Annotated in this window: 15 protein-coding genes; 4 read left to right on the top strand and 11 right to left on the bottom strand. The window is 73.1% G+C overall.

What is annotated here, in order from left to right; all coding sequences use genetic code 11:
* Positions 1 to 83 precede the first annotated feature (83 nt).
* The 5 genes from manA to ACGF2V_RS17410 form a co-directional block, all read right to left on the bottom strand.
* Positions 84 to 1,262, bottom strand: a complete 1,179-nt coding sequence (manA, locus tag ACGF2V_RS17430; protein ID WP_362618497.1) for a mannose-6-phosphate isomerase, class I — start codon at positions 1,260 to 1,262, stop codon at positions 84 to 86.
* 360 nt (positions 1,263 to 1,622) lie between these two features.
* Complete coding sequence (locus ACGF2V_RS17425) at positions 1,623 to 2,756, bottom strand: SIS domain-containing protein (RefSeq protein WP_362618494.1); 1,134 nt, start codon at positions 2,754 to 2,756, stop codon at positions 1,623 to 1,625.
* Between the two features lie 179 nt (positions 2,757 to 2,935).
* Positions 2,936 to 3,118: a Trm112 family protein gene (locus ACGF2V_RS17420; RefSeq protein ID WP_073791360.1), complete on the bottom strand. Its 183-nt coding sequence runs from the start codon at positions 3,116 to 3,118 to the stop codon at positions 2,936 to 2,938.
* A gap of 367 nt (positions 3,119 to 3,485) precedes the next feature.
* Positions 3,486 to 4,871 carry a phosphomannomutase/phosphoglucomutase gene (locus tag ACGF2V_RS17415; protein WP_362618491.1) on the bottom strand — a complete coding sequence of 462 codons (1,386 nt, stop codon included), beginning with the start codon at positions 4,869 to 4,871 and terminating at the stop codon, positions 3,486 to 3,488.
* Positions 4,872 to 5,152: 281 nt separating this feature from the next.
* Entirely contained in the window at positions 5,153 to 5,530 is a 378-nt protein-coding gene (locus ACGF2V_RS17410; protein WP_362618488.1) for a DUF3499 domain-containing protein, read from the bottom strand.
* A 320-nt stretch (positions 5,531 to 5,850) separates the two neighbouring features.
* Here ACGF2V_RS17410 and ACGF2V_RS17405 point away from each other — a divergent pair, with 320 nt between their 5' ends.
* On the top strand, positions 5,851 to 6,324 hold the full coding sequence (locus tag ACGF2V_RS17405; protein WP_362706813.1) for a metallopeptidase family protein: 474 nt from the start codon (positions 5,851 to 5,853) through the stop codon (positions 6,322 to 6,324).
* A gap of 142 nt (positions 6,325 to 6,466) precedes the next feature.
* On the opposite strand, the gene ACGF2V_RS17400 is transcribed toward ACGF2V_RS17405, so the two are convergent.
* The 3 genes from ACGF2V_RS17400 to ACGF2V_RS17390 form a co-directional block, all read right to left on the bottom strand.
* Positions 6,467 to 8,032, bottom strand: a complete 1,566-nt coding sequence (locus ACGF2V_RS17400; RefSeq protein ID WP_362618486.1) for a DUF5719 family protein — start codon at positions 8,030 to 8,032, stop codon at positions 6,467 to 6,469.
* Positions 8,029 to 11,961 carry a glycosyltransferase gene (locus ACGF2V_RS17395; protein WP_362706616.1) on the bottom strand — a complete coding sequence of 1,311 codons (3,933 nt, stop codon included), beginning with the start codon at positions 11,959 to 11,961 and terminating at the stop codon, positions 8,029 to 8,031. The genes ACGF2V_RS17400 and ACGF2V_RS17395 overlap by 4 nt, the downstream gene beginning before the upstream one ends.
* A gap of 527 nt (positions 11,962 to 12,488) precedes the next feature.
* Complete coding sequence (locus ACGF2V_RS17390) at positions 12,489 to 12,752, bottom strand: WhiB family transcriptional regulator (RefSeq protein WP_030927001.1); 264 nt, start codon at positions 12,750 to 12,752, stop codon at positions 12,489 to 12,491.
* Between the two features lie 742 nt (positions 12,753 to 13,494).
* Between ACGF2V_RS17390 and ACGF2V_RS17385 the strand changes: the two genes are divergently transcribed.
* From ACGF2V_RS17385 to ACGF2V_RS17375, 3 genes are all read left to right on the top strand, one after another.
* A complete protein-coding gene (locus tag ACGF2V_RS17385; RefSeq protein WP_362706618.1) occupies positions 13,495 to 14,097 on the top strand; it encodes a cysteine dioxygenase family protein in 603 nt (200 codons plus the stop codon).
* A gap of 61 nt (positions 14,098 to 14,158) precedes the next feature.
* On the top strand, positions 14,159 to 15,115 hold the full coding sequence (gene cofD / locus ACGF2V_RS17380) for a 2-phospho-L-lactate transferase (RefSeq protein WP_362618478.1): 957 nt from the start codon (positions 14,159 to 14,161) through the stop codon (positions 15,113 to 15,115).
* Positions 15,112 to 16,569 carry a coenzyme F420-0:L-glutamate ligase gene (locus ACGF2V_RS17375; protein WP_362706621.1) on the top strand — a complete coding sequence of 486 codons (1,458 nt, stop codon included), beginning with the start codon at positions 15,112 to 15,114 and terminating at the stop codon, positions 16,567 to 16,569. The genes cofD and ACGF2V_RS17375 overlap by 4 nt, the downstream gene beginning before the upstream one ends.
* Positions 16,570 to 16,784: 215 nt before the next feature.
* Here ACGF2V_RS17375 and ACGF2V_RS17370 read toward each other — a convergent pair whose 3' ends face one another.
* From ACGF2V_RS17370 to ACGF2V_RS17360, 3 genes are all read right to left on the bottom strand, one after another.
* Complete coding sequence (locus ACGF2V_RS17370; protein ID WP_362618474.1) at positions 16,785 to 17,783, bottom strand: DNA-3-methyladenine glycosylase 2 family protein; 999 nt, start codon at positions 17,781 to 17,783, stop codon at positions 16,785 to 16,787.
* A gap of 402 nt (positions 17,784 to 18,185) precedes the next feature.
* Positions 18,186 to 19,277 carry an NDP-sugar synthase gene (locus ACGF2V_RS17365; protein WP_362618472.1) on the bottom strand — a complete coding sequence of 364 codons (1,092 nt, stop codon included), beginning with the start codon at positions 19,275 to 19,277 and terminating at the stop codon, positions 18,186 to 18,188.
* A gap of 208 nt (positions 19,278 to 19,485) precedes the next feature.
* Positions 19,486 to 21,288 (bottom strand): N-acetylmuramoyl-L-alanine amidase, encoded by a 1,803-nt coding sequence (locus ACGF2V_RS17360; RefSeq protein ID WP_362618470.1) that lies wholly within the window; start codon positions 21,286 to 21,288, stop codon positions 19,486 to 19,488.
* Positions 21,289 to 21,292: the final 4 nt, after the last annotated feature.

Here is a 21,292-nt window from a genome sequence, read left to right as displayed (position 1 = left end):
TCCCTTCGTCGGTTCTTCAGTGCTGCGGCCCTGGCGCCGCGCTACGGCCGGACATTGTTGCAGCCGCCGGTACGAAGGATCCGTCAGGCCACTACTGTGGCACGGAACAAAGTTCCCGTACCGGACACTTCGGTCTTCTCTCCGGCGGGTACGAAGACCGAGGCACCGGGGGTGAGGCCGATCGTGCCCGCCTTCGGAGCGCCCGCGGTGCACAGCAGGATCTGCGGGGCGTCCCGGGTCAGGTCGACGGGCTCGGCCGCGGGCGACAGGTCGAAACGCGAGAGCCGGAACTCGTCCACGGGCGTCTCGTACAGTTCCTCGCCGGACGGGGACGCCTCGGGGCGCAGGACGTCCGCTTCGGTCGGCTCGAAGCGGACGACGCGCAGGAGTTCCGACACATCGATGTGCTTCGGCGTGAGACCGCAGCGCAGCACGTTGTCCGAGTTCGCCATGATCTCGACGCCGAGGCCGTCGAGGTAGGCGTGCGGGACGCCGGCTCCGAGGAACAGGGCCTCCCCGGGCTGGAGCTCGACGTAGTTCAGCAGCATCGCGGCGAGGATGCCGGGGTCTCCGGGGAAGTGGTGGGCGATCCGGGCGTACGGGGCGAGAGTGCCGCCGAGGCGCTGCGCGGCGGCCGCCGCCTCGTTCGCGGTCTCGGCCGTCTCCGTCGGGTCGGCGGCCAGGATCGCGGTGAGGACCTCGCACAGGGCCGCTTCCTCGGGGTGGGCGCCGAGGAGGTCCACGTACGGCTTGAGCGAGTCGACGCCGAGGGCCGCCATCGTCGCGGCGGCCTCGGCGGGCCTGCGGAAGCCGCACAGACCCGCGAAGGGGGTGAGCGCGCAGATCAGCTCGGGCTTGTGGCTGGGGTCCTTGTACGTGCGGTGGGGGGCGTCGATCGGGACCGAACGGCGCTCCTCGTCCGCGTAGCCGCGCCGGGCCTGGTCGAGGTCGGGATGGACCTGGAGGGAGAGCGGGGCGCCCGCGGCGAGGAGTTTGAGGAGGAAGGGCAGGCGGGGGCCGAACTTCTCGACGGTGGCCCGGCCCAGCTCGCGCTCCGGGTCGGCGGCGATGACCTCGGTGAGGGACTGTTCGCGGCCGGCCGCGGTGCCGGTGGTACGGGTGAGGCGGGACGGGGCTCCGGGGTGGGCGCCCATCCACATCTCGGCCTGCGGTTCGCCGGTGGGGGCGACGCCGAGCAGCTCCGGGATGGCGGTCGTGGAGCCCCAGGCGTACGGGCGGACGGTGTTGGAGAGCCGGTCCATGGTTCGTCCTCGTGCTCGGGGATGCGCGGATCCTCGTGGGGTGCGTGGATCGACGGGGTGTATCGGGGGGTGTCTGAGGCAGTGTGGTGTGCGGGGCGGCTCGGGTGGTGTCCTGGTGGTGGCCGGGCGGTGTCCGGATGCCGTCCGGACGGTGGTGCGGTAGGCCGGGCGCGGGACCGACACCTTCCTGGCAGTGGCCGCAAGCGCGGACTCCCGGCAGTGGCCGGAAGCGCGGGCGACCGTTGTCGGGGAGCGACCCGTTCTCCGGGAGAGTATCCAGAGGCGCTGCCGGAGCGGGGGCACGAACGGATGAGCGATACGAAGGGATGAGGGATACGGAGGGGTCAGGGATACGGGCGGTCAGGCGCGGGCGGACGCCAGTGCCAGGTAGACGGCGGCGAAGTCGGTGACCGCGAGGAGTTCGGCGAGGGCTTCGAGTGCGGTGCCGTCCTCCGGTTCGAGTTCGCTGATCGCCGTGTCGTGGCCGAGAGCCAGTTCGCGGGCGGCGGGGGCGGCGCTGAGGCCGCCTGCCGGGCGGTCGCGGAGCAGGACGACACGCGTGTGCAGGGGCTCCGGCTCCTCGACCCGGTCGCGGAAGAAGTCGTCGGGGTCGGCCCCGGCCGCGAAGGCGCCTGCCAGCAGCGCGCCGTGGGCGGGAAGGGCCTCGGGGAGTTCGGCGGCGAGGGCGGGGCGGCCGGACAGTTCGGCGAGCACCTCGGCGAACCGGCGGCCGACCGGGCCCGCCGCGTCTCCCTCGGTCCAGATGAGAGGAAGGCTGTCGGCGAGTTCGGCGGCGAGGGTCTTCGCCGGGTTGCTGTACGTGGCGATGGCCGGACCGCAGCGTTCCGCGGTGCGGTCGAGGCGGTCGGCGACGCCCTGGAGCGCCTCGGCGGACGCGGTGACCAGTCCGACCCGGTCGAGCAGCGCGAGCAGCGGCGTGAACAGGGCCCAGAGGGTCCCGGGCCCGGCCGCGGACGTCTCCGCGTCGTACTCGCCGTGGGGGGCGGTTGCCATCGGTACGACGAGTCCGCGCGCGCCGTCGATCGCCTCGCGCAGTGGTGACTTCCGGGGAGCGACGGCGACGACACTGCAGCCGCGCCGGTACGCCTGTTCGGCGAGGAGGGAGAGGCCCGGTTCGTAGCCGTCGGCCGTGACGATCAGGAGCAGGTCCACGGAGCCGGCCCAGCCGGGCAGCTCCCAGCGCAGGGCACCCGCGGCGGGGGCGACCCCGGCGGGCCGGATGCGGGTGACGGGCGCGGAGGCACCCGCCAGGGCGCTGATCAGGTCGGCGACGCCCGCCGCGGCGGTTCCGGAGCCCGCGACGAGTACGGCACGGGGGCGGCCTTCCGGGGACAGCCCGGCGATTCCGGCCTCGGCCGCGTGCCGGGCGGCGGCGCGGACCCGGGCCCCGCACTCGGCGGCGCCGCGGAGCAGGCCGCGGCGGTCGGCCCGGGCCAGGGCTTCCGGGGCGTCGAGCAGCGACTCGTCGAGCATGGGGACGGTCCTCCGATCACCTGCTGATCACGATCACCTGCTGATCACGTGCGGTCTCGTCACCGTGCGGTCCCGGGCACCGGTGCCGTGAGGGCACGGATGCCGTTCACGTTCACTTCTCGTTCACTCGGACACGTGTACCGCCACCGGGCGGGTGTCGCCGCCCGGGGCGGATGCCGTCACCGGGGGCGGCGGGCCTCGTCGACGAGGAGGACGGGGATGCCGTCCCGCACCGGGTAGGCCAGGCCGCAGTTCTCGCCGGTGCACACCAGCTCGGGGCTGTCGGCCGCCGACCGGTCGTCGAGCGGGGAGTGACAGGCCGGGCAGGCGAGGATCTCCAGGAGGCCGGCTTCGAGCGGCATGGGCGGGTCCCTTCAGGCGTCTTCGGGCGTTCGGTCGAGCGGTTCGCCCGCACGCGGATCGGGCGACGTCAGCCTACCGCCGGGGTGCGGGGGACGCGGCCCGGGCGGAGCTGTCCCGTCCGAACCCGGCACACCTGCACGGAACGGGGACGTTCTCCCCGCACCCGGTGCTTCGCAGTGTTCCTGATCTTCTCGGCGCCCAGAACCTTCCCCGCGCTCCTGATCTGTCCCGGTGCTCCGGCTGTTTCGGATTCTCCCGCCGTTGCGGCTCTCTTTCAGGTGTCCCGGGACCCTGCTTCAGGTGTTCCGGGGCTTCAGGTATTCCGGGACCCTTCCGCCATTGGCGGCAGTGCCCCGGCCCCGCTCATCAGTCGCCGGACGGGCCGGGCGCGGCCCGGACGATGGCCAGCACCTCGTCGCGTACGCCGGCCATCGTCCGCTCGTCGCGAGCCTCGACGTTCAGGCGCAGCAGCGGTTCCGTGTTGGAGGCCCGCAGGTTGAACCACCAGTCCTGGCCCGTGACCGTCAGGCCGTCCAGGTCGTCGGTCGTGACACCGTCGCGGGACGCGAAGGACGCGCGCACCGCGGCCGTACGGCCCGGCTGGTCGGCGACCGTGGAGTTGATCTCGCCGGAGCCGGTGTAGCGGTCGTACTGGGCGACCAGCTCCGACAGCGGCCCGGGGCGGCTCCCGAGCGCGGCCAGGACGTGCAACGCGGCGAGCATGCCCGTGTCGGCGTTCCAGAAGTCGCGGAAGTAGTAGTGCGCGGAGTGCTCGCCGCCGAAGATCGCGCCGTGCGCGGCCATCTCCGCCTTGATGAAGGAGTGGCCCACGCGGGTGCGGACCGGCGTGCCGCCGTGTTCACGGATCACCTCGGGGACCGAGAGGGAGGTGATCAGGTTGTGGATGACGGTGCCCCTGCCGCCGTGGCGGTCGAGTTCCCGTGCGGCGACCAGGGCGGTGATCGCGGACGGGGAGACGCCCCTGCCGCGTTCGTCGACGACGAAGCAGCGGTCCGCGTCGCCGTCGAAGGCGAGGCCCAGGTCGGCGCCCTCGGCCACGACGCGGGCCTGGAGGTCGACGAGGTTCTTCGGGTCGAGGGGGTTGGCCTCGTGGTTGGGGAACGTGCCGTCGAGCTCGAAGTACATCGGTACGAGGTCGACGGGAAGGCCGGCGAGGACGGTGGGGACGGTGTGGCCGCCCATGCCGTTGCCCGCGTCGACGACGACCTTCAGCGGGCGCATCGACGAGAGGTCGACGAGGGACAGCAGGTACGCGGCGTAGTCGGGGAGCGTCTCGCGTTCGGTGACGGTGCCGGGCGCGGCGGCCGACTCCGGTGACCCGGTCTCGGACCACTTCTCGACCAGGGCGCGGATCTCGGCGAGGCCGGTGTCCTGGCCCACGGGTGCGGCGCCCGCCCGGCAGAGCTTGATGCCGTTGTACCGGGCCGGGTTGTGCGAGGCGGTGAACATCGCGCCGGGGAGGCCGAGGCTGCCGGAGGCGAAGTAGAGCTGGTCGGTCGAGCAGAGGCCGATGAGCGTGACGTCCGCGCCGCGGGCCGCCGCGCCACGGGCGAAGGCCGCCGAGAGGCCCGGCGAGGAGGGCCGCATGTCGTGGCCGATCACGATCGCGTCCGCTGCGGTCACCTCGACGAACGCCGCTCCGAAGTATTCGGCCAGCGATTGGTCCCACTGATCGGGCACCACCCCGCGCACGTCGTACGCCTTCACGATCTGCGACAGGTCAGCAGCCACGGGCCGGTCCTCCTGAGTTCTCTGCGGTCCGTCCAAAATTACCCGGCGCCGGTTTCAGCAGGTCTCGGGGGATCCGGCACTCGGGAGGGTCGCGGGTGATCCGGGCGGTTCCCTTGCGGCGGTGAGGTCCGCGGCCGACGTCGGCCGGGCGGAAGAGGACCGGCCGGCCGTGGGAGCAGACCGGCCGGGATGAGGAGGACCGGCTGGGTGGAGGAGGACCGGCCGCGGGATGAGGGGCGGTCAGGAGCCCCGGCTGGAATCGGCAGGAGTCCGGGGAGCGGTCAGGAGTCCGGGGAGCGGAGCACCCGAAGGTGGCCGCGGCGCGCGACCTCCATCGGGTCGGCGGTCTGCGGGCCGCCGTTCCGGCCGCCACCGCCCCGTTCGTGCGGACGCGCCGCCTCCCGTACGGCGTTGGCGAGCGCTTCGAGGTCGTCACCGCTGGGGCGCGTGGGAGCGGAGGGGTCGGAGAGGCGGACGACTTCCCAGCCACGTGGCGCGGTCAGCCGCTCACTGTGCTCGGCGCAGAGGTCGTAGCAGTGAGGCTCGGCGTAGGTGGCGAGCGGGCCGAGGACCGCAGTCGAGTCGGCATAGACGTACGTCAGTGTCGCGACGGCAGGGCGGCCGCACGCGGTGCGCGAACAGCGACGTACAGGGCTCACGATGTTGGACGGTACCGCACTCTTGAGCGGGCTGCGACGACTCTCCCTCAGGTCACCCCACCGTGTCGCCCTGTGACCTCCGGCACAACTGCCTTTCGGACAACCTTCTGACCTGCGAGGAAGCACAGAAACGCAGGTCATGACGGCAACGATTCCGGTCGCCGCTCGACACAAAAGCTGTCATTCAGCAGGAGAACAGCGGTCGCGAGCCGGGCTTGAAACGGCCCGCTGTTTGGCCGGATTGTTCATGATTGGACAGGCCGACGCTGCGTCAGTTGCCGCGATCCGTCCGCCCCGCCGGGGGTTACGCTGCGTCGGTGATGGACAGTCCCGTGCCTCCCCGCCCGTCCGACCCCGGCCCGTCCGCCCCCGGCCCGTCCGACCCCCGCCCGCGCCGTCGTGACCGTCACGGCCGTGGCATGCGCGGGCCTCTGACTCCGCCTCAGGTGCCGCTGTCGGTGAGCAGGGCGGAGAGCTTCCGCGATCTCGTGCAGGACTCCGTGGAGCGGCTGGAACGGCGCTGGCCGCAACTGGCCGATGTCGACTTCATGGTGCTGGACGTGCCGTCGGCCGACGCCCCGGGAGTGCGGGTGGAGACCGTACCGCTGGGGCGCGCGACGTCCGCGGAGAAGAACCGGCCCGCCCAGATCGTCGTCTACCGCAGGCCCGTCGAGATCCGTGCCAAGAGCCGCGACGAACGTGCCCTGCTGGTGCACGAGGTCGTCGTGGAGCAGGTCGCGGATCTGCTCGGGCTCTCGCCGGAGTCGGTGGATCCGCGGTACGGACAGGAGTAACGGGCGCGGCGGGGCAGAAGGAACGGCGGGAACAGGCGGAACAGCAGGAGGAGCGGCGGGAACGGGACGGCGCGGCAGCCGGGCCGCCCCCCACCGGGACACCCCGACCGCCGCGCCGCCGCGTTCAGTCGTCCGACCGTGTTCAGTCGTCCAGGACCGACAGGTCCTGCACCGCCTCCGGCACCGCCACCGTTCCGCCGTCGTCCGGCAGGGTCTGCACGGTGAACATCTGGACGCCGTCCTTCGGGAGGCTCAGCGTGCGGGCGGCGTGGACCGGTCCGCCCGACTCCGTACGGACCGTCAGCGCGTAGCCGCCCTTGAGGCCGGCCGGCACGGGCGGCGTGACCGCGAGGGTCGTACCACCTTTGACGGTGTATGTCTTGACGGCCTGTTCGCCGCCCTTGCTGCCCGCGGAGGCGATGACCTTCACGGTGCCGGTGGCGCCGGGCGCGGTGAGCGAGAGCATCGAACCCTTGCCCCGGTTGTCCGCCGCCGTGGCCTGCGCGCCCACCGGGCCGGTCGCCGGGATGTAGCCGGCCTCACGGCCGTCGCCCTTGCCGCGGACCACGCGCAGCGCGGCCACCACCGGGGCGCCCTTGCCGCCCTTCGTCGGGGTCAGCAGCAGCGAGCCGGGTTCACCCCTGGTGATCTCCTTCAGGTCAACGCCCGCCGTCATACGCGACTTGACGAGCACGTCCTCGTTCCCGGCCGGTGAGACCGGGCCGGTCGGGCTGAGCAGTTGGATCTTCAGGGCCGCGTCGGCGTCGCCGGGCGCGAAGGCGACCAGGCGGACGGAGGTGGCGTCCGCCGGGATGCCGGGGAGCACCAGGGTGCCGGAAGGGGAGACGGAGGCGGCCAGCCAGTCGCTGCCGGTCGTCTCGTCCGCCGTCCTGACGGCGGCGCCGACACGTCCGGTGCGGGTGGTGACGTGGGCGGTCACGTCCTCGACCACCTCGCTGGTCAGCGTCGAGATCAGGACGCGGACGCCCGAGTGGGCGGGCACCGTGATGCCCTCGCCGACATCCGACTTGAGGCTGCCGTCCGGGCCGTACAGCTCGATGTCCGCGACGGCCGCGGTGTCGTCCGGGTTGGTGAGGTGGACGTAGTCCTCGCGGGTCTTCGCGGTGCTCACGGCCGGGAACCAGAAGTCGGTTCCCGGGGCGGTGCAGCTGACGCCGAGCAGGCCGCGGGAGCCCGCCTCGACCAGGGTGGTCTGCTGGGCGGCCCAGCCGGGGGCCAGGCGGCCGGTGGCGGTGCCGATCAGTGCGGGTGCGTCGGCACCGGAGACCTCGGCGGTGGCCGGCTTGCCGGGCTCCTTCAGGGAGAGGACGGGCTTCGTGGCGTCCGTCTTCTTGTCGTCCTTGTCGCCCTTGTCGTCCTTCTCCTTGTCCTTGTCCTCCTTCTGGCCGCCTTCCTTCCCGGTCTTGCCCGCGGAGCCGTCGGCTGTCGTCGCCGTGGACGGCATCAGTTCGGCCGTGCCGGCCCCGCCTGCGCCGTCCGCGGTCGGGGTGTAGGTCGTGTACGTAGTCTCCGCGAGGTCCGAGCGGCCGGGCGCCGGGCAGAGCAGGCTGGACCGTTCGACCGGCAGCCGGGAGGCCGCCTTCGGTTCCGCCGCGCTCGTCTCACCGGGCGCGGTGAACGCGGCGAATCCGGTGACGGCGGCGAGGGCTACGGTGCCCGCGATGAGGGACAGGCTGCTGGACTTCACTCGGACTCGCCTCGCGATGCGTTACCGGTCGGCCACGGGTTCTGGCCCGGGGCGGGGTTCTCGTCGGGGTTCTGCGGTTCGTACCCGCCGTGCCCGGCGTAGCCGGCCCGGGCGTCGTACGAGGCCGCCTGCGGGTCGTACTGCGAGACCTGCGGGTCGTACTGCTGGTGCTGCGGGTCGTACTGCTGGTGCTGCGGGTCGTACTGCTGGTGCTGCGGGTCGTACTGCTGGTGCTGCTGGTGCTGCTGGGCGTAGCCGTACGGGTCGTAGTTGTTCGGGTCGTAGGCGTTCGGGTCGTAGGCGCCGTTCTGCGGGTACGGGTCCGCGGTGTGCTGGTGCTCCTGCGGCATGCCGTATCCGGCGTCCTGGTACGAGGCGTCCGGGTAAGGCTGGTGACCCGCGTCCTGGTACTGGCTCGCGTCCCATTCGCCGTACTGCTGCTGCGGCACGGCGTACGCGGCGCCGTCGGCGCCCGGGGCGAAGCCGTCCTGGATCCCGTCGGCGCCCGGGGTGTATGCCTCCTGACCGTCCGTCCGCCCGGGCGCGGGCGCGGGTCCCGTTCCCGGTTCGGCGGTCTGCTGAGCCGAGAGGTACTCCCCCGCGGCCTCCTCGCCGCTCCCGCTCGCGCCGCCGCTTCCGGCCGACGCGGCCTCGTCCTCCGCCCGGGCGGAGGCGCGGAGCCTGCGGGCCCGGCGTCCCTCGCCCTCGACCGGCTCCGCGGCGGCGGCGGCCATGCCCTCCTCGGGCAGGTCGTCGTCGATCTCCCGGCGACGGCCCGGCAGGGCCATGACCACCAGCACCACGGCCAGCGCGCACTGGGTCCAGATCCAGGCGGTGTGGGTGAACGGCGTGTCGTACGTCAGGTCCAGCGTGCCGCCCTCGGCGGGCAGTTCGAAGCCCTGGGCCCAGCCGTCGACGGTCTTCGGAGTCAGGGCGCGTCCGTCGAGCGTGGCGCGCCAGTTCGGGTCGGCGGCGTCGGCGATCCGGAGCGTACGGCCGGAACCGCCCGCCGGGATCTTCGTGTGCGCCTCGACGGGGAGGGAGCCCACCGGCAGTTGTTCGCCGCCGGTACCGGACGGGACGATCATGATGCGCGCGACCTGCCGGTCGACCCGCCACAGCGCGCTGCCGTCCAGCTGGCTCAGCCGGCTGAGGCCCGGGGTCGCGTCGAGGACCCGGCTGATCTCCTTCGGGGCGCCGTCGCGGACCAGGACGTAACGGATCGCGAACCCGCTGAGCTGGCTGCCCTGGTCGGCGCCGGAGCCCGCGACGAGGTTGGCGACGACCTTGTCGAGGTGGCTGTTGCTCCCGCCCGCCTCGGTCAGTTCGGCGTCGCCGAGCCGCGCGCCGGAGCCGCGCACGAGGGTGTACGAGACGGTGGCGGGCGACGTGCCGCCGAGGACGAGGGTGCGCGGCTGGTCCCGGGTGGCGCTCTCCTCCGCGACGAACGCGGGCACCTGCACCGGGTCGCGGCGCTCCAGCGGGCCCGCGGCACCGCCGATCATCCAGCCGACGGCGGCCAGCACCGGGGCGAGGCCCGCCGCGAGGGCGATCAGCGCGGCTACGGGCTGGCGCCAGCCGAAGCTGAGTTCGGCGACGCGTACCCGGGCGCCGTCCGCGCCGACCAGCGCGGCGGCGATCAGCGCGATGCCGTAGACGAGGGTGGCCGGGCCCGCCCAGCCGGAGCCGTTGGCGAGTGCGGCGAAGAGCAGTGCGACGAGCGCCACGACCCACGCGGTGCGCACCGCGAACTGCCGCTCCGCGCGCAGCAGCGCGGCCAGCGCGGCGAGCACGACGCCGAGCAGCAGCACACCGCCAGCGGCCTTGGGGCCGCCGGGGCTGATGCCGAGCAGGTCGAGTGCGGAGGCCGTGCCCGTGCCGATGTCCCGTCCCGCTTCCTTCAGGAAGCCGGACGGGCTGGTGAGGAGCGAGAGCGACCACGGCGCGAGGACCAGCATCGGCGTGCCGATCGCGGCGAGGAAGCGGAGGCCGTACGCGGCGATGTCGTTGCGGCGCAGGACGAGCACGCCGAGGCCGAGGGCCACGGCCATCGGCCACACGACGGGGGTGAACGCCATCGCGACGGTGAGCAGCAGGGTGTACGTCCAGGTGGCGCGCCAGCTGCCGCGGGCGTCGCCGGTGGCGCGCATGCCGTGCGCGGAGACGGAGGCGCGGGCGATCAGCGGGAGCAGGACGGCGAGTACGGCGGTGCCGAGGCGGCCGGTCGCGAGGGCACCGGTCGTGGCGGGCAGGAAGGCGTACGCGACGCTCGCCCAGGCACGCAGCAGCCGGGACGGGAGCAGCGGGCGGGAGGCGAAGTACGCGGTGAGTCCGGCGAGCGGGACCGAGCAGACCAGCAGCAGTGTGAGCGTGAAGCCGGTCGAGCCGAGGAACAGCGCGGACAGGGCCGAGATCACGGCGAGGTAGGGCGGTGCGGTCTGGGTGCCGCCGGTGCCGATCGGGTGCCAGCCGTCCGCGTACCGGCCCCACAGGTCGGAGACGTCGGCGGGCGCGGGCAGCAGGGCGCCGCCCATGAGCGAGCCGCCGCCGAGCAGTCCGCGGCAGGCGACGAGCGAGACGAGGAGAAGGACGGCGAAGAGCACCGGGCCGGGCTTGCGTCCGATCCGCTTCAGCCGTGCGAACTGTTCGACCTCCAGGAAGTCGGCGTCCTCGCCGCCGGGGCCGGACTCCACGGCGCCGTGCCGGGAGCCGCCCGAGTCGGCGTCGGACCGGCTGCCGAAGTTCCCGGCGATCTGGTCGACGGTGGCCCGGACGGTGGCGCCGGGCGGCGGAAACAGGCCGCGCAGTTCGGCCTGGTCGACGGCGCCCCTGCCGCGGGCGCGGCGGGCGGCGAGGATCCGTCCGGGGCGCAACAGGGTGCCGAACAGCCCGGTGATCTCGTCGAGCGCCTGGCCGGGCACCTTGCCGACGAGGTAGGCGACGGCGCGCAGGAGGCTGCCGACGACGAGCCGCAGCAGCACCCAGGGCAGCGCCTTGCCGCGGGTGTTGGCCAGCATCGTGTAGACGGCGCCGGCCTTGTCGACGCGGTGCGGGGAGGTGACCGAGCGCCCCACGCAGTCGATGGGGCGGCGCTCGCGGGCGGACGCCTCGGCGTGCCGCAGGACGGCGTCGGGGGCGACCAGCACCCGGTGCCCCGCGACGTGCGCGCGCCAGCACAGGTCGATGTCGTCGCGCATCAGCGGGAGCGCGCGGTCGAAACCGCCGAGTTCCTCCCAGATGTCACGGCGGATCAGCATGCCGGCGGTGGATACGGAGAGCACGGTACGGACCTGGTCGTGCTGACCCTGGTCCTGTTCGCGCCGGTCGAGACCGGTCCAGCGGCGACCGCTGTTGGCGATGGACACGCCGACTTCGAGGAGCTGCTTGCGGTCGTACCAGCCGCGGAGCTTGGGACCGACGATCGCTGCGTGCGGGTCGTTGTCGACGACCCTCAGCAGCCCGGCGAGCGCGTCGGGCGCGGGCGCGCAGTCGTCGTGGAGCAGCCACAGCCACTGCACGGGTTCGCCGTGCGGCAGCTCGGGGAGGTCGTAAGTGTCCTCGCGCCAGGTCTTGGTGACCGGGTCCCAGTTGTCGGGCCGCTTCAAGTAGGGCAGGTCATCGGGGGTGAGGACACCCGCCGTGCGGACCGCCTCGTCGACGGCCGCGCCGAAACCGGTGCGCCGCGCGAGGTGCAGGACACGGTCGGCGCCGAGCGCCTCGGTCACCAGCCGGGCGGAGTCGTCGGCGCTGCCGGTGTCCGCGGCGACGGCGTTCTGTACGGGGCGTTCCTGCCCGAGCAGTCCGGCGAGCGCGTCGGGCAGCCAGCGCGCGCCGTCGTGGGAGACGAGCACGGCGGTGACGACATGCCGGGGGAAATCGGGGGCGACGGCAGCCGCGTACGGCGCCGCCGTTTGACTGTGCACGGACATCGAGGTACGGGCCCTCCGGCCGGGTCCGGGGGCGCTCCCCCGGGGGCTGCATCGGTGTACGCGCGCGCTCCGTCGGGGCGTTGGCGCGTCTCGGACGGGGCCCCACACTAACGCTACGGGTCACCCCGTCGACGCCGAGCGCTCGGACGGGGGCCACGACGGGACAGCGGCGAGCGATGCGGGAGCGGGTGACGGGGCGACGGCGGGACGCGGCCTCGGAGCACGGGAGCGGCGGCGGGACGCGCCTCGAGCAACGCGGTAACCGGTACGGCCGGGCATGGTGATGGCCCGTCGTCCGCGGGCGGGCGGGCGACGGGCCATGGTCATGACCGCGAATCCGGATGGTTGAGTTGTCGGTGATCGATGGTTCGGCCTCCGCGGCTTGCGGTTCCCGTGCGGGCCTCGCGTGACGCGCGGTCACGGCGCTCCGGTGCCACCGTCCCCTCGCCGCCCCCTCGCCGCTCCGGCCGCCGCGTACGCGGCGGAGCGGATGGTGAACGCCGGGCGGGCGGGGGGTCGCGACGGCGTCAGACGGCGGCCTTCTTCAGGCGGCGCCGCTCACGCTCCGAGAGTCCGCCCCAGATACCGAAGCGTTCGTCGTTGGAAAGGGCGTACTCAAGGCATTCGGACCGCACTTCGCAGGCGAGACAGACCTTCTTGGCCTCGCGGGTGGATCCGCCCTTCTCGGGAAAGAAGGACTCGGGATCGGTCTGGGCGCACAGTGCGCGCTCCTGCCAGCCGAGTTCCTCGTCCGCGTCCTCGACCAGCAGTTGCTGGAACAGCTCGGTCATGTGCGCCCCTCGTCTGTCTCTTGCGTCCCGTGATGCAGCCGTTACTGATCACGGCCGAACGACACGAGTGAAATTACAAGTGTGTATCTCCAGGCCAGTCAAGCGAGGATCTGCTATTGGCTCCGGTATTCACTCTGCGGAACCAAGGGTATGCGGAAAGTGTGCAAATCAGCAAAAATCTGACATCCAGCATGGATCGCATCACACCCCCCACCGAGAGAGACGAGCGGGACCGCCTCCACGTTTCGGGCCGACCGCCGAAGCGACCAAGATCACAGACAGATCACGGGGACCTCAACGGCGTTTACCGGCACGGTTGATGCGCCACATCTCCGCCACCGTGACCGAATAAACCTTTCTGCACCCCAAAGCAGCCAGATAGGGCGAATCGTTACCCACACATCGGACATCAAGTTGACAGGCGAAGGTCGAACCGGTCTCCTAGATCCCATGCCAGCGACCGCAGCGACGTACGCCACCCACGTCCGTGGGTTCCGCACGGCTGTCCGGGCCCGCTGTTGCTGTTCCATCTGTCACAGCTGTTGATGCCGTAGAGCTCCGGCTCTGGTCCCGTTCCTCTCGCTCCTCCCGCGAGGCTCCCGCCGCAGGGCATCTCAGCAGAGCGCGTCCACCAAGAGGTCTCCTCACTTCCGCGGAGGCTCCCTCCCGCGCTCATATGGCTCTCCGGCGCCTCTCCGCGACACCGCACACGCACCCCACGCCGAGGAAACCCACCGCTTCCATGAACAGCGACAGCGACCTCCAGATCGCCGGCGACATCCTCGAGGTCCAGCACCTCCTCCAGCCCGCCCGCGAGCACCCGTCCACGGTGGCCGAGTTCGCCGGACTCGCCCGCCGTATCGCCTCCGACCGCGCGCAGTGGGCGCCGCTCGTCCAGTACGACGCCACCACCCGCTGGTACCACCGACTGCGCGCCGTTGCCCCGGTCCCCGGCTCCTCCCGAGCCGGGAAGACCTCGGTCGGTTACGAGGTCTGGCTGCTGAGCTGGCTGCCCGGTCAGGGCAGCGGGCGCCACGACCACGGCCCGTCCTCCGGGCTGCTGACCGTCCTGGACGGCCGGCTGACCGAGCACACCGAGCGCGGCGCACGCGCGCTGGCCCCCGGAGCACAGCGCGTCTTCGCGCCCGGCTCCGTGCACGAAGTGATCAACGACTCCCTCGAACCGGCCGTCAGCCTGCACATCTACTACCCGGGCCTGACCGAGATGCCGATGCACACGGCGCACTGCACGCCGGCGACCGCGACCTCCGTGCCCGTGGCCGGGGACTCCGTACGCGCGGTGGCGGACTCCCTACCCGCGGCCGTGAACGCCGTACGCGGCTGACGTCCCGCCTGTCGCCCGCCGCCCGGACAAGGACCGGGGGCCGCCTGACAGACTGTCGGGCATGCGCATTGTGGTTCTGGCCGGCGGTATCGGTGGTGCTCGTTTCCTGCGCGGCCTCAAACGGGCCGCGCCCGACGCGGACATCACGGTGATCGGCAACACCGGCGACGACATCCATCTGTTCGGGCTGAAGGTCTGCCCCGACCTCGACACCGTGATGTACACCCTCGGCGGCGGCATCGACGAGGAGCAGGGCTGGGGGCGCGCGGACGAGAGCTTCCACGTCAAGGAGGAACTCGCAGCGTACGGGGTCGGGCCCGAATGGTTCGGCCTCGGCGACCGCGACTTCGCCACGCACATCGTCCGTACGCAGATGCTCGGCGCGGGCTATCCCCTGAGCGCCGTCACCGAGGCGCTCTGCGCGCGGTGGAAGCCGGGCGTCCGGCTGCTGCCGATGTCCGACGACCGCGTGGAGACGCATGTGGCCGTCGATCTGGACGGCGAACGCAAGGCGATCCACTTCCAGGAGTACTGGGTGAAGCTGCGCGCCTCGGTCGAGGCGCAGGCGATCGTGCCCGTCGGCGCCGAGCAGGCCAAACCGGCCCCGGGAGTGCTGCGGGCCCTCTCGGAGGCCGATGTCATCCTTTTCCCGCCGTCCAACCCGGTGGTGTCGGTGGGGACGATCCTGGCCGTGCCCGGGATCCGCGAGGCGATCGCCGAGGCCGGGGTGCCGGTCGTGGGCCTCTCCCCCATCGTCGGGGACGCGCCCGTGCGCGGGATGGCGGACAAGGTGCTCGCCGCGGTGGGCGTCGAGTCGACAGCGGCGGCCGTGGCCGAGCACTACGGCTCCGGGCTGCTCGACGGCTGGCTCGTCGACACGGTGGACGCCGGGGCGGTCGACGTGGTGGAGGCGGCGGGCATCCGCTGCCGTTCCGTGCCGCTGATGATGACGGACGTCGACGCGACGGCGGAGATGGCCCGGCAGGCGCTGGCACTGGCCGAGGAGGTACGGGCATGAGCGCCGGTGCGGCCCGCGGTACGGCCTCCGGGAACGTGGCCGGTGCGGCTCCTGGCAAGGTGGCCGGTGCGGCTCCCGGCAAGGTGGCCGGTGCGTTGCCCGGAGAGGCGACTCCGCCAGAGGCGACCGGGGCGGACTCCGGCGGGGCGCCCTCGTACCGGGTCCGGGCCCTGGCCGGGATTCCCGAGGTGCGGGCCGGGGACGACCTGGCGAAGCTGATCGCCGCCACCGAACCGGGGCTGGTCGACGGAGACGTCCTGCTGGTCACGTCGAAGATCGTCTCCAAGGCGGAGGGCCGGATCGTCGAGGCCACCGACCGGGAGGCGGCGATCGACGCCGAGACGGTACGAGTGGTGGCGCGGCGCGGCACGCTGCGGATCGTCGAGAACCCGCAGGGTCTCGTCATGGCGGCGGCCGGGGTCGACGCCTCGAACACCCCTGCCGGGACGGTGCTGTTGCTGCCCGAGGACCCGGACCGCTCGGCGCGCGCGATCCGGGACGGGCTGCGGGACACCCTCGGCGTCGAGGTCGGGGTCGTCGTCACGGACACCTTCGGACGCCCCTGGCGCAACGGGCTCACCGATGTCGCGATCGGGGCGGCCGGAGTCCGGGTGCTGGACGATCTGCGCGGTGGGACGGACGCGTACGGCAATCCGCTCGGCGCGACCGTGGTCGCCACCGCCGACGAACTGGCCGCCGCCGGCGACCTGGTCAAGGGCAAGGCGTCGGGGCTGCCGGTCGCGGTGGTGCGCGGGCTCGGCCATGTCGTGGACCCCGCGGACTCGCCGGACTCGGCGGGCGGGGCGCGGGCACTGGTGCGCGGCGCGGCGGACGACATGTTCCGTCTCGGCACCTCGGAGGCGGTGCGGGAGGCGGTGACCCTGCGGCGCACGGTGCGCGAGTTCACCGCCGACCCGGTGGACCCGGGCGCGGTGCGGCGGGCCGTGGCCGCTGCGGTGACGGCGCCCGCGCCGCACCACACGACGCCGTGGCGGTTCGTGCTCCTGGAGTCCGAGGAGTCGCGGACCCGGTTGCTCGACGCCATGCGGGAGGCGTGGATCGCGGACCTGCGCGGGGACGGGAAGAGCGAGGAGTCGATCGCGAAGCGGGTCCGGCGGGGCGACGTACTGCGCCGGGCACCGTATCTGGTGGTGCCGTGCCTGGTGATGGACGGTTCCCACACGTACGGGGACGAGCGGCGGGACACCGCGGAGCGCGAGATGTTCGTGGTCTCCGCAGGGGCCGGGATCCAGAACTTCCTGGTGGCGCTGGCAGGCGAACGGCTCGGCTCGGCGTGGGTGTCGTCGACGATGTTCTGCCGTGACGTGGTGCGCGAGGTGCTGGACCTGCCGGATTCGTGGGATCCGCTGGGCGCGGTCGCGATCGGCCGGGCGGCGGTCGCACCCGCGGCGCGGGGGGCGCGGGACCCGGAGGCGTTCGTCACGGTGCGGTGAGGTGGGGTGAGGTGGGAGACGGTGCGGTGAGGTGGGCGTTCTCCTTCGCCCGCCCCTCCCCGAGACCGGGGCTCCGCTCCAGCGTGGCCCCGGTCCCGGTCCTCGAACGCCGGACGGGCTGCATCCGCCGGGCCGGCTCGCGTCACGGCCGGGAATCGGCCCCGCTCTCATCGCACGCCAGGTTCTCGTCGCGGTGGGAACCGGGCCGGCCCGCGTCACAGGCGGGCGATGTCGCCTCGGGTCATGCGCGGGGCCCGACGGGGTGGTACCCGGCCGGAGAGCAGGATGAGGCGGGTGGCCCTGTGCCGCTGTCCCTCGTAGGGGGCGAGCAGGGCCAGCATCTCCTCGTCGTCGGCGTGCCGGTTGTCCGCCAGGGCGTGGCCGACGATCCCCGGGAGGTGGAGGTCGCCGACCGTGACCGCGTCCGCCGCGCCGTTCGACCTCTGGAGGGTCTCGGCCGCAGTCCACGGACCGATGCCGGGCACGAGGCGCAGCCGGGCCATGGCCTCCGGGAGGTCCATGTCGGCCGCCTCCTCCAGACGGCGGGCCACCCGTACCGCGCGCAGGACGGTGGCCGAGCGCTTCGCGTCGACGCCCGCGCGGTGCCACTCCCAGGACGGGATCAACGACCAGGTGCGGGCGTCCGGCATGACGTACAGACGGAGGGCGGCGAACGCGCCGTCGTGCGCCGGACCGGGCGCCGGGGTGCCGTGGGCGCGGACCAGGTACCGCCAGGCCCGGTACGCCTCGTCCGCGGTGACCTTCTGCTCCAGCACCGACGGGATCAGGGACTCCAGGACCAGGCCGGTGCGCAGCAGGCGCAGTCCGGGGCGCCGGTGCCGGGTCACGGCGAGCAGCCGGTGGTACGGGCGGAAGGCGTCCGGGTCGTCCTCCGCGCCCAGCAGGGTCGGGAGGCGGTCCAGCAGCCAAGGCGCGCCCGGTCCCCAGGCCGCCGCCTCGATCCGGCCGCCCCGGTCGGCCAGGCGGAGGGTACCGGGTCCCGCTGGCGTGCGGCCGGTCCGCCAGACCGTTCCGTCCCGGATGATCCGGAACGTGGGGTCGGCGGGGCCCCGGCGCAGCGGACCGAGGACGAGGCGCAGGTCGAGCGGGCCGGGCGGGGTCCAGTCGCGGGTCAGCGCGTCCTTCACCGGGGCCGCCGCCTGGCGCGGCACGGCCGCGCGGGGGGCGCTGCGGGGGGCGAATCGTCCTGCCACGGGTGAGGTCCCTCGGTCGTCGGGGTGCGTGTCGAGGGTAAGCGCAGGGACGGATGTCCTGCTCGGCGCGCCGGATACGCGGGCCCGGGCCGGGCCGGGCCGGTCGATCGATCGATGCCCCTCGTTCGGCCGAGTGCTCAGGGCGCTCATGCTCGCTCTGCGAGCTTCCTTACCCGGCGGGCGGCTCGTTCGGCCGGGCGGCTCGTTCGGCCGGGCGGCTGTGTGATGGTTGGGGCGTCCTGCGCCAGCCGGGCGCCCCTGTGGCCTGCCGGGCACCCCGATTCGGCCCTGTTCGCCTACTTCGCCGGTCGCGCCTCGGTCTCACGCCTGGCCCGCCCGTCCGTCTCGCCCGTCTCGCCCGTCCCGCTCGTCCCGCTCGTCCCGCTCGTCTCGTCTGCCCGTCTATTCGTCGGACGAGAAACGCACCGCCGCGTCCGGCAGGACCGCCCCGCACCAGACGCGCACGCCGGCCAGCAGTTCGTTGTCGGCGCCGACCCGTGCCCCGTCCCCGATCACCGCGTCGTCGATCACCGTCCGGCTACCGATCCTGGCACCGGCTCCGACCAGCGAGTCCGTGATCACCGCTCCGGGTTCGACCACCGCTCCGGCCAGCACCGCGGATCCCGCTATCCGGGCCCCCGCTCCGATCAGTGCGCCCTCGCCGACGACCGTGCCGCCGGTGAGTTTGGCGTCGGCGGCCACGGAGGCGGTCGGCAGGACGAGTTGTTCGCCACAGCGACCGGGGACGGCCGGGGACGGGGCCCGGCCGAGCACCAGGTCGGCGGAGCCGCGTACGAAGGCGCGTGGGGTACCGAGGTCCAGCCAGTAGGTGGAGTCGACCATGCCCTGGAGGTGGGCGCCGGAGGTCAGCAGTCCGGGGAAGGTCTCGCGTTCGACGGAGACCGGGCGGCCGGCCGGGATGGTGTCGATGACCGAGCGGCGGAAGATGTACGCCCCGGCGTTGATCTGGTCGGTGACGATCTCCTCGGGCGTCTCGGGCTTCTCCAGGAACGCGGTGACCCGGCCGTTGCCGTCCGTCGGCACGAGGCCGAAGGCGCGCGGGTCCTCGACGCGGGTGAGGTGGAGCGAGACGTCCGCCCCGGAGGTGGTGTGCGTGGCGACCAGGGCCCGGATGTCGAGCCCGGTCAGGATGTCGCCGTTGAAGATGAGCACCGGTTCGTCCGGCCCCGAAGTGAGCCGGGACGCGACGTTGCGTATCGCGCCGCCGGTGCCCAGCGGTTCGCGTTCGGTGACGTACTCGATGTGGAGGCCGAGTTTCGAACCGTCCCCGAAGTACGGCTCGAAGACCTCCGCCAGGTACGACGTGGCGAGCACGACGTGCTCGACCCCGGCGGCCCGGGCACGCGCCAACTGGTGCGTGAGGAAGGGGACTCCCGCCGCCGGGACCATGGGCTTGGGGGTGTGCACCGTGAGCGGGCGCAGCCGAGTGCCCTTGCCGCCCACCAGGAGGATCGCTTCTCTTGCCTGTGTCACAGCGCTGACTCTGCTTCCTGGGTGGGGCCCTGCCTCGTTCGGCTGGCCAGTGTATGCAGACCGGTTCGTTCGTACCCGGCTCCGGTCCGCCCCGGTCGTACCCGGTGGGCCCGCGACGGTCCGCGGCGGCCTTCCGGCGGCGTTCCGTCCGCGTCCCCGGGGACCGTGCGGTGCCGCGGCCTTGGAGACCCTCCGGTGCCGCCGGGAATCAGCGTCCCTGGAGACGCGCGGAGCTGGTGCGGGCCGAGCCGAGCTGCTTGTAAAGACGCGCTCCGGGGCATTCGGTTGCGAAGCCGTCCCGGTGGCCCGAAATGACGTTGAGTCTGACCTTCGTGCCCTTCTTGAACTTGTTGCCGCCGCCCGAGACGAGCGTGGTCCTCCCGCTCGGGTCGGCGCCGAACTGGCCGAGCTTCCACGCGGTGAGCTTGGCGACGGCGTTCACCGCGGCGGCGGACGGGTTCGACTCGCTGAAGGTGCCGAGCACCGCGATGCCCATGCTGTTGTCGTTGAAACCGAGCGTGTGCGCTCCCAGGACCGCCTTCGTCACGCCTCCTGCCCGCCCTTCGTAGATGTTGCCGCACTTGTCGACGGCGAAGTTGTAGCCGAAGTCCCGCCAGCCGTTGCTCTTGACGTGGTATCGGTAGATGCCGCGCAGGACCGCGGGCGCCTGGGAGCACGTGTAGTTGTTGCCGGTGGCACTGTGGTGGATGAACGCGGCCTTGACGGTCTTGGTGTACACGAAGGCGCGCTCTCTGAGCTTCTCGTCGGCTCCCCACCCCTTGCGGGTGATGATGCGCGGCCGGGGGCCGATGTACGGCTGGGCGCCGGGCGCGCTTCCGGGCTCCGCCTCGCTCCGCGCCTCGGTCTCCGCCTTGTCGAGGGCGGGGAGTGCGGTCGCGTCGGGCGAAGCGGCGTCGAGGGGTGAGGTGAGGGGTGGGGTAAGGCCGTCCCCGGCGCCCCAGATGCCCCATGCGTCCCGGACTGCCTCGATGGCCCCGGTACTCGCGGCCGTCTGCGCTCCGGCGGCGGCTACGACGGAGTCCGTGAGATCCGCGAGACCTATGACGTCCGTCAAGTCCGGGGAACCCGGAAAGCCCAGGGGATCCGGGGAGTCCGGGGAGTCCACGAAGTCGGAGTCCTCGACTCTCCCGGTGGTGCCGGTGCCCCTGGTGGTACCGGTGCTCCCGGTGCTGCCGACGTTCCCGGTGGTACGGGCACTCCCGGTGGTGCCGGTGCCTTCGGTGCGCCGTCCGGTCTCCACCAGGGTCTGCCGCGCGTCCTGGCCGGGGTCGACGAGTTCGAGACGCAGGCCGGCGGGCAGGGACGCGGCGGGGACGGCCCGCCCCTGAGAGCCGTCAGAGGCACGGGAACCGTCAGAGACACGGGAACCGTAGGAGTCCCGAGCGCCGACCGCTTCACGGGCGTCATGAGCGTCGTCGACGTCACGAGCGTCGTGGACGTCATGGGCATCGTCGACGTCACGAGCGTCGTCGGCGTGACCGTGGCGGTGGGAGTCGGCGGCCCCCGGGCGTACGCGCACCGCGACACCGTCCGAGTCGCCGACCCAGAGCGGGGCGGTGGAGCCGCGGACACCGCCGGACCCGCGCTCGGTGCTCCCGGGGTCGGCGGCGTGCTCGGCGTTGTGCGTCTCCAGGTCCTGCCAGTCGGACCAGTCGCCGGTGTCGCGGGCGCGGGTACGGACCTGGACGGTTCCCTGGAGTTCGGCGTCCGGGTCGTCCCATACGACGCCGACCAGCGAGAACGGGCGCACCGCGCGCTCGGTGAGCCCCTGCCCGGCGGCCCCGGCGGTCCGGGTGGGGTCGTCGGTGGCCGGGTCGGAAGGGTCGGCCAGGGGGCCTATCGCCAGGGACTGCGTCGACCCTGGCACCCCGGCGGGCTCGACGGGCTCGACGGGGGCGGAGTCGGCGGCGGCGCCCGCCGGCACTGCCGACGGCAGGACGAGCGCCGCCGCGCAGGTGACGCCGATCGAGGATGCAAGGAAGGCACGCATGCGC

Origin of the sequence: Streptomyces sp. NPDC047982, assembly GCF_043204165.1 — a bacterium.
Taxonomy (GTDB): Bacteria; Actinomycetota; Actinomycetes; order Streptomycetales; family Streptomycetaceae; genus Streptomyces.
The sequence above is the reverse complement of the archived record's forward strand: the minus strand, read 5'-3'. Positions and strand labels throughout refer to the sequence as shown.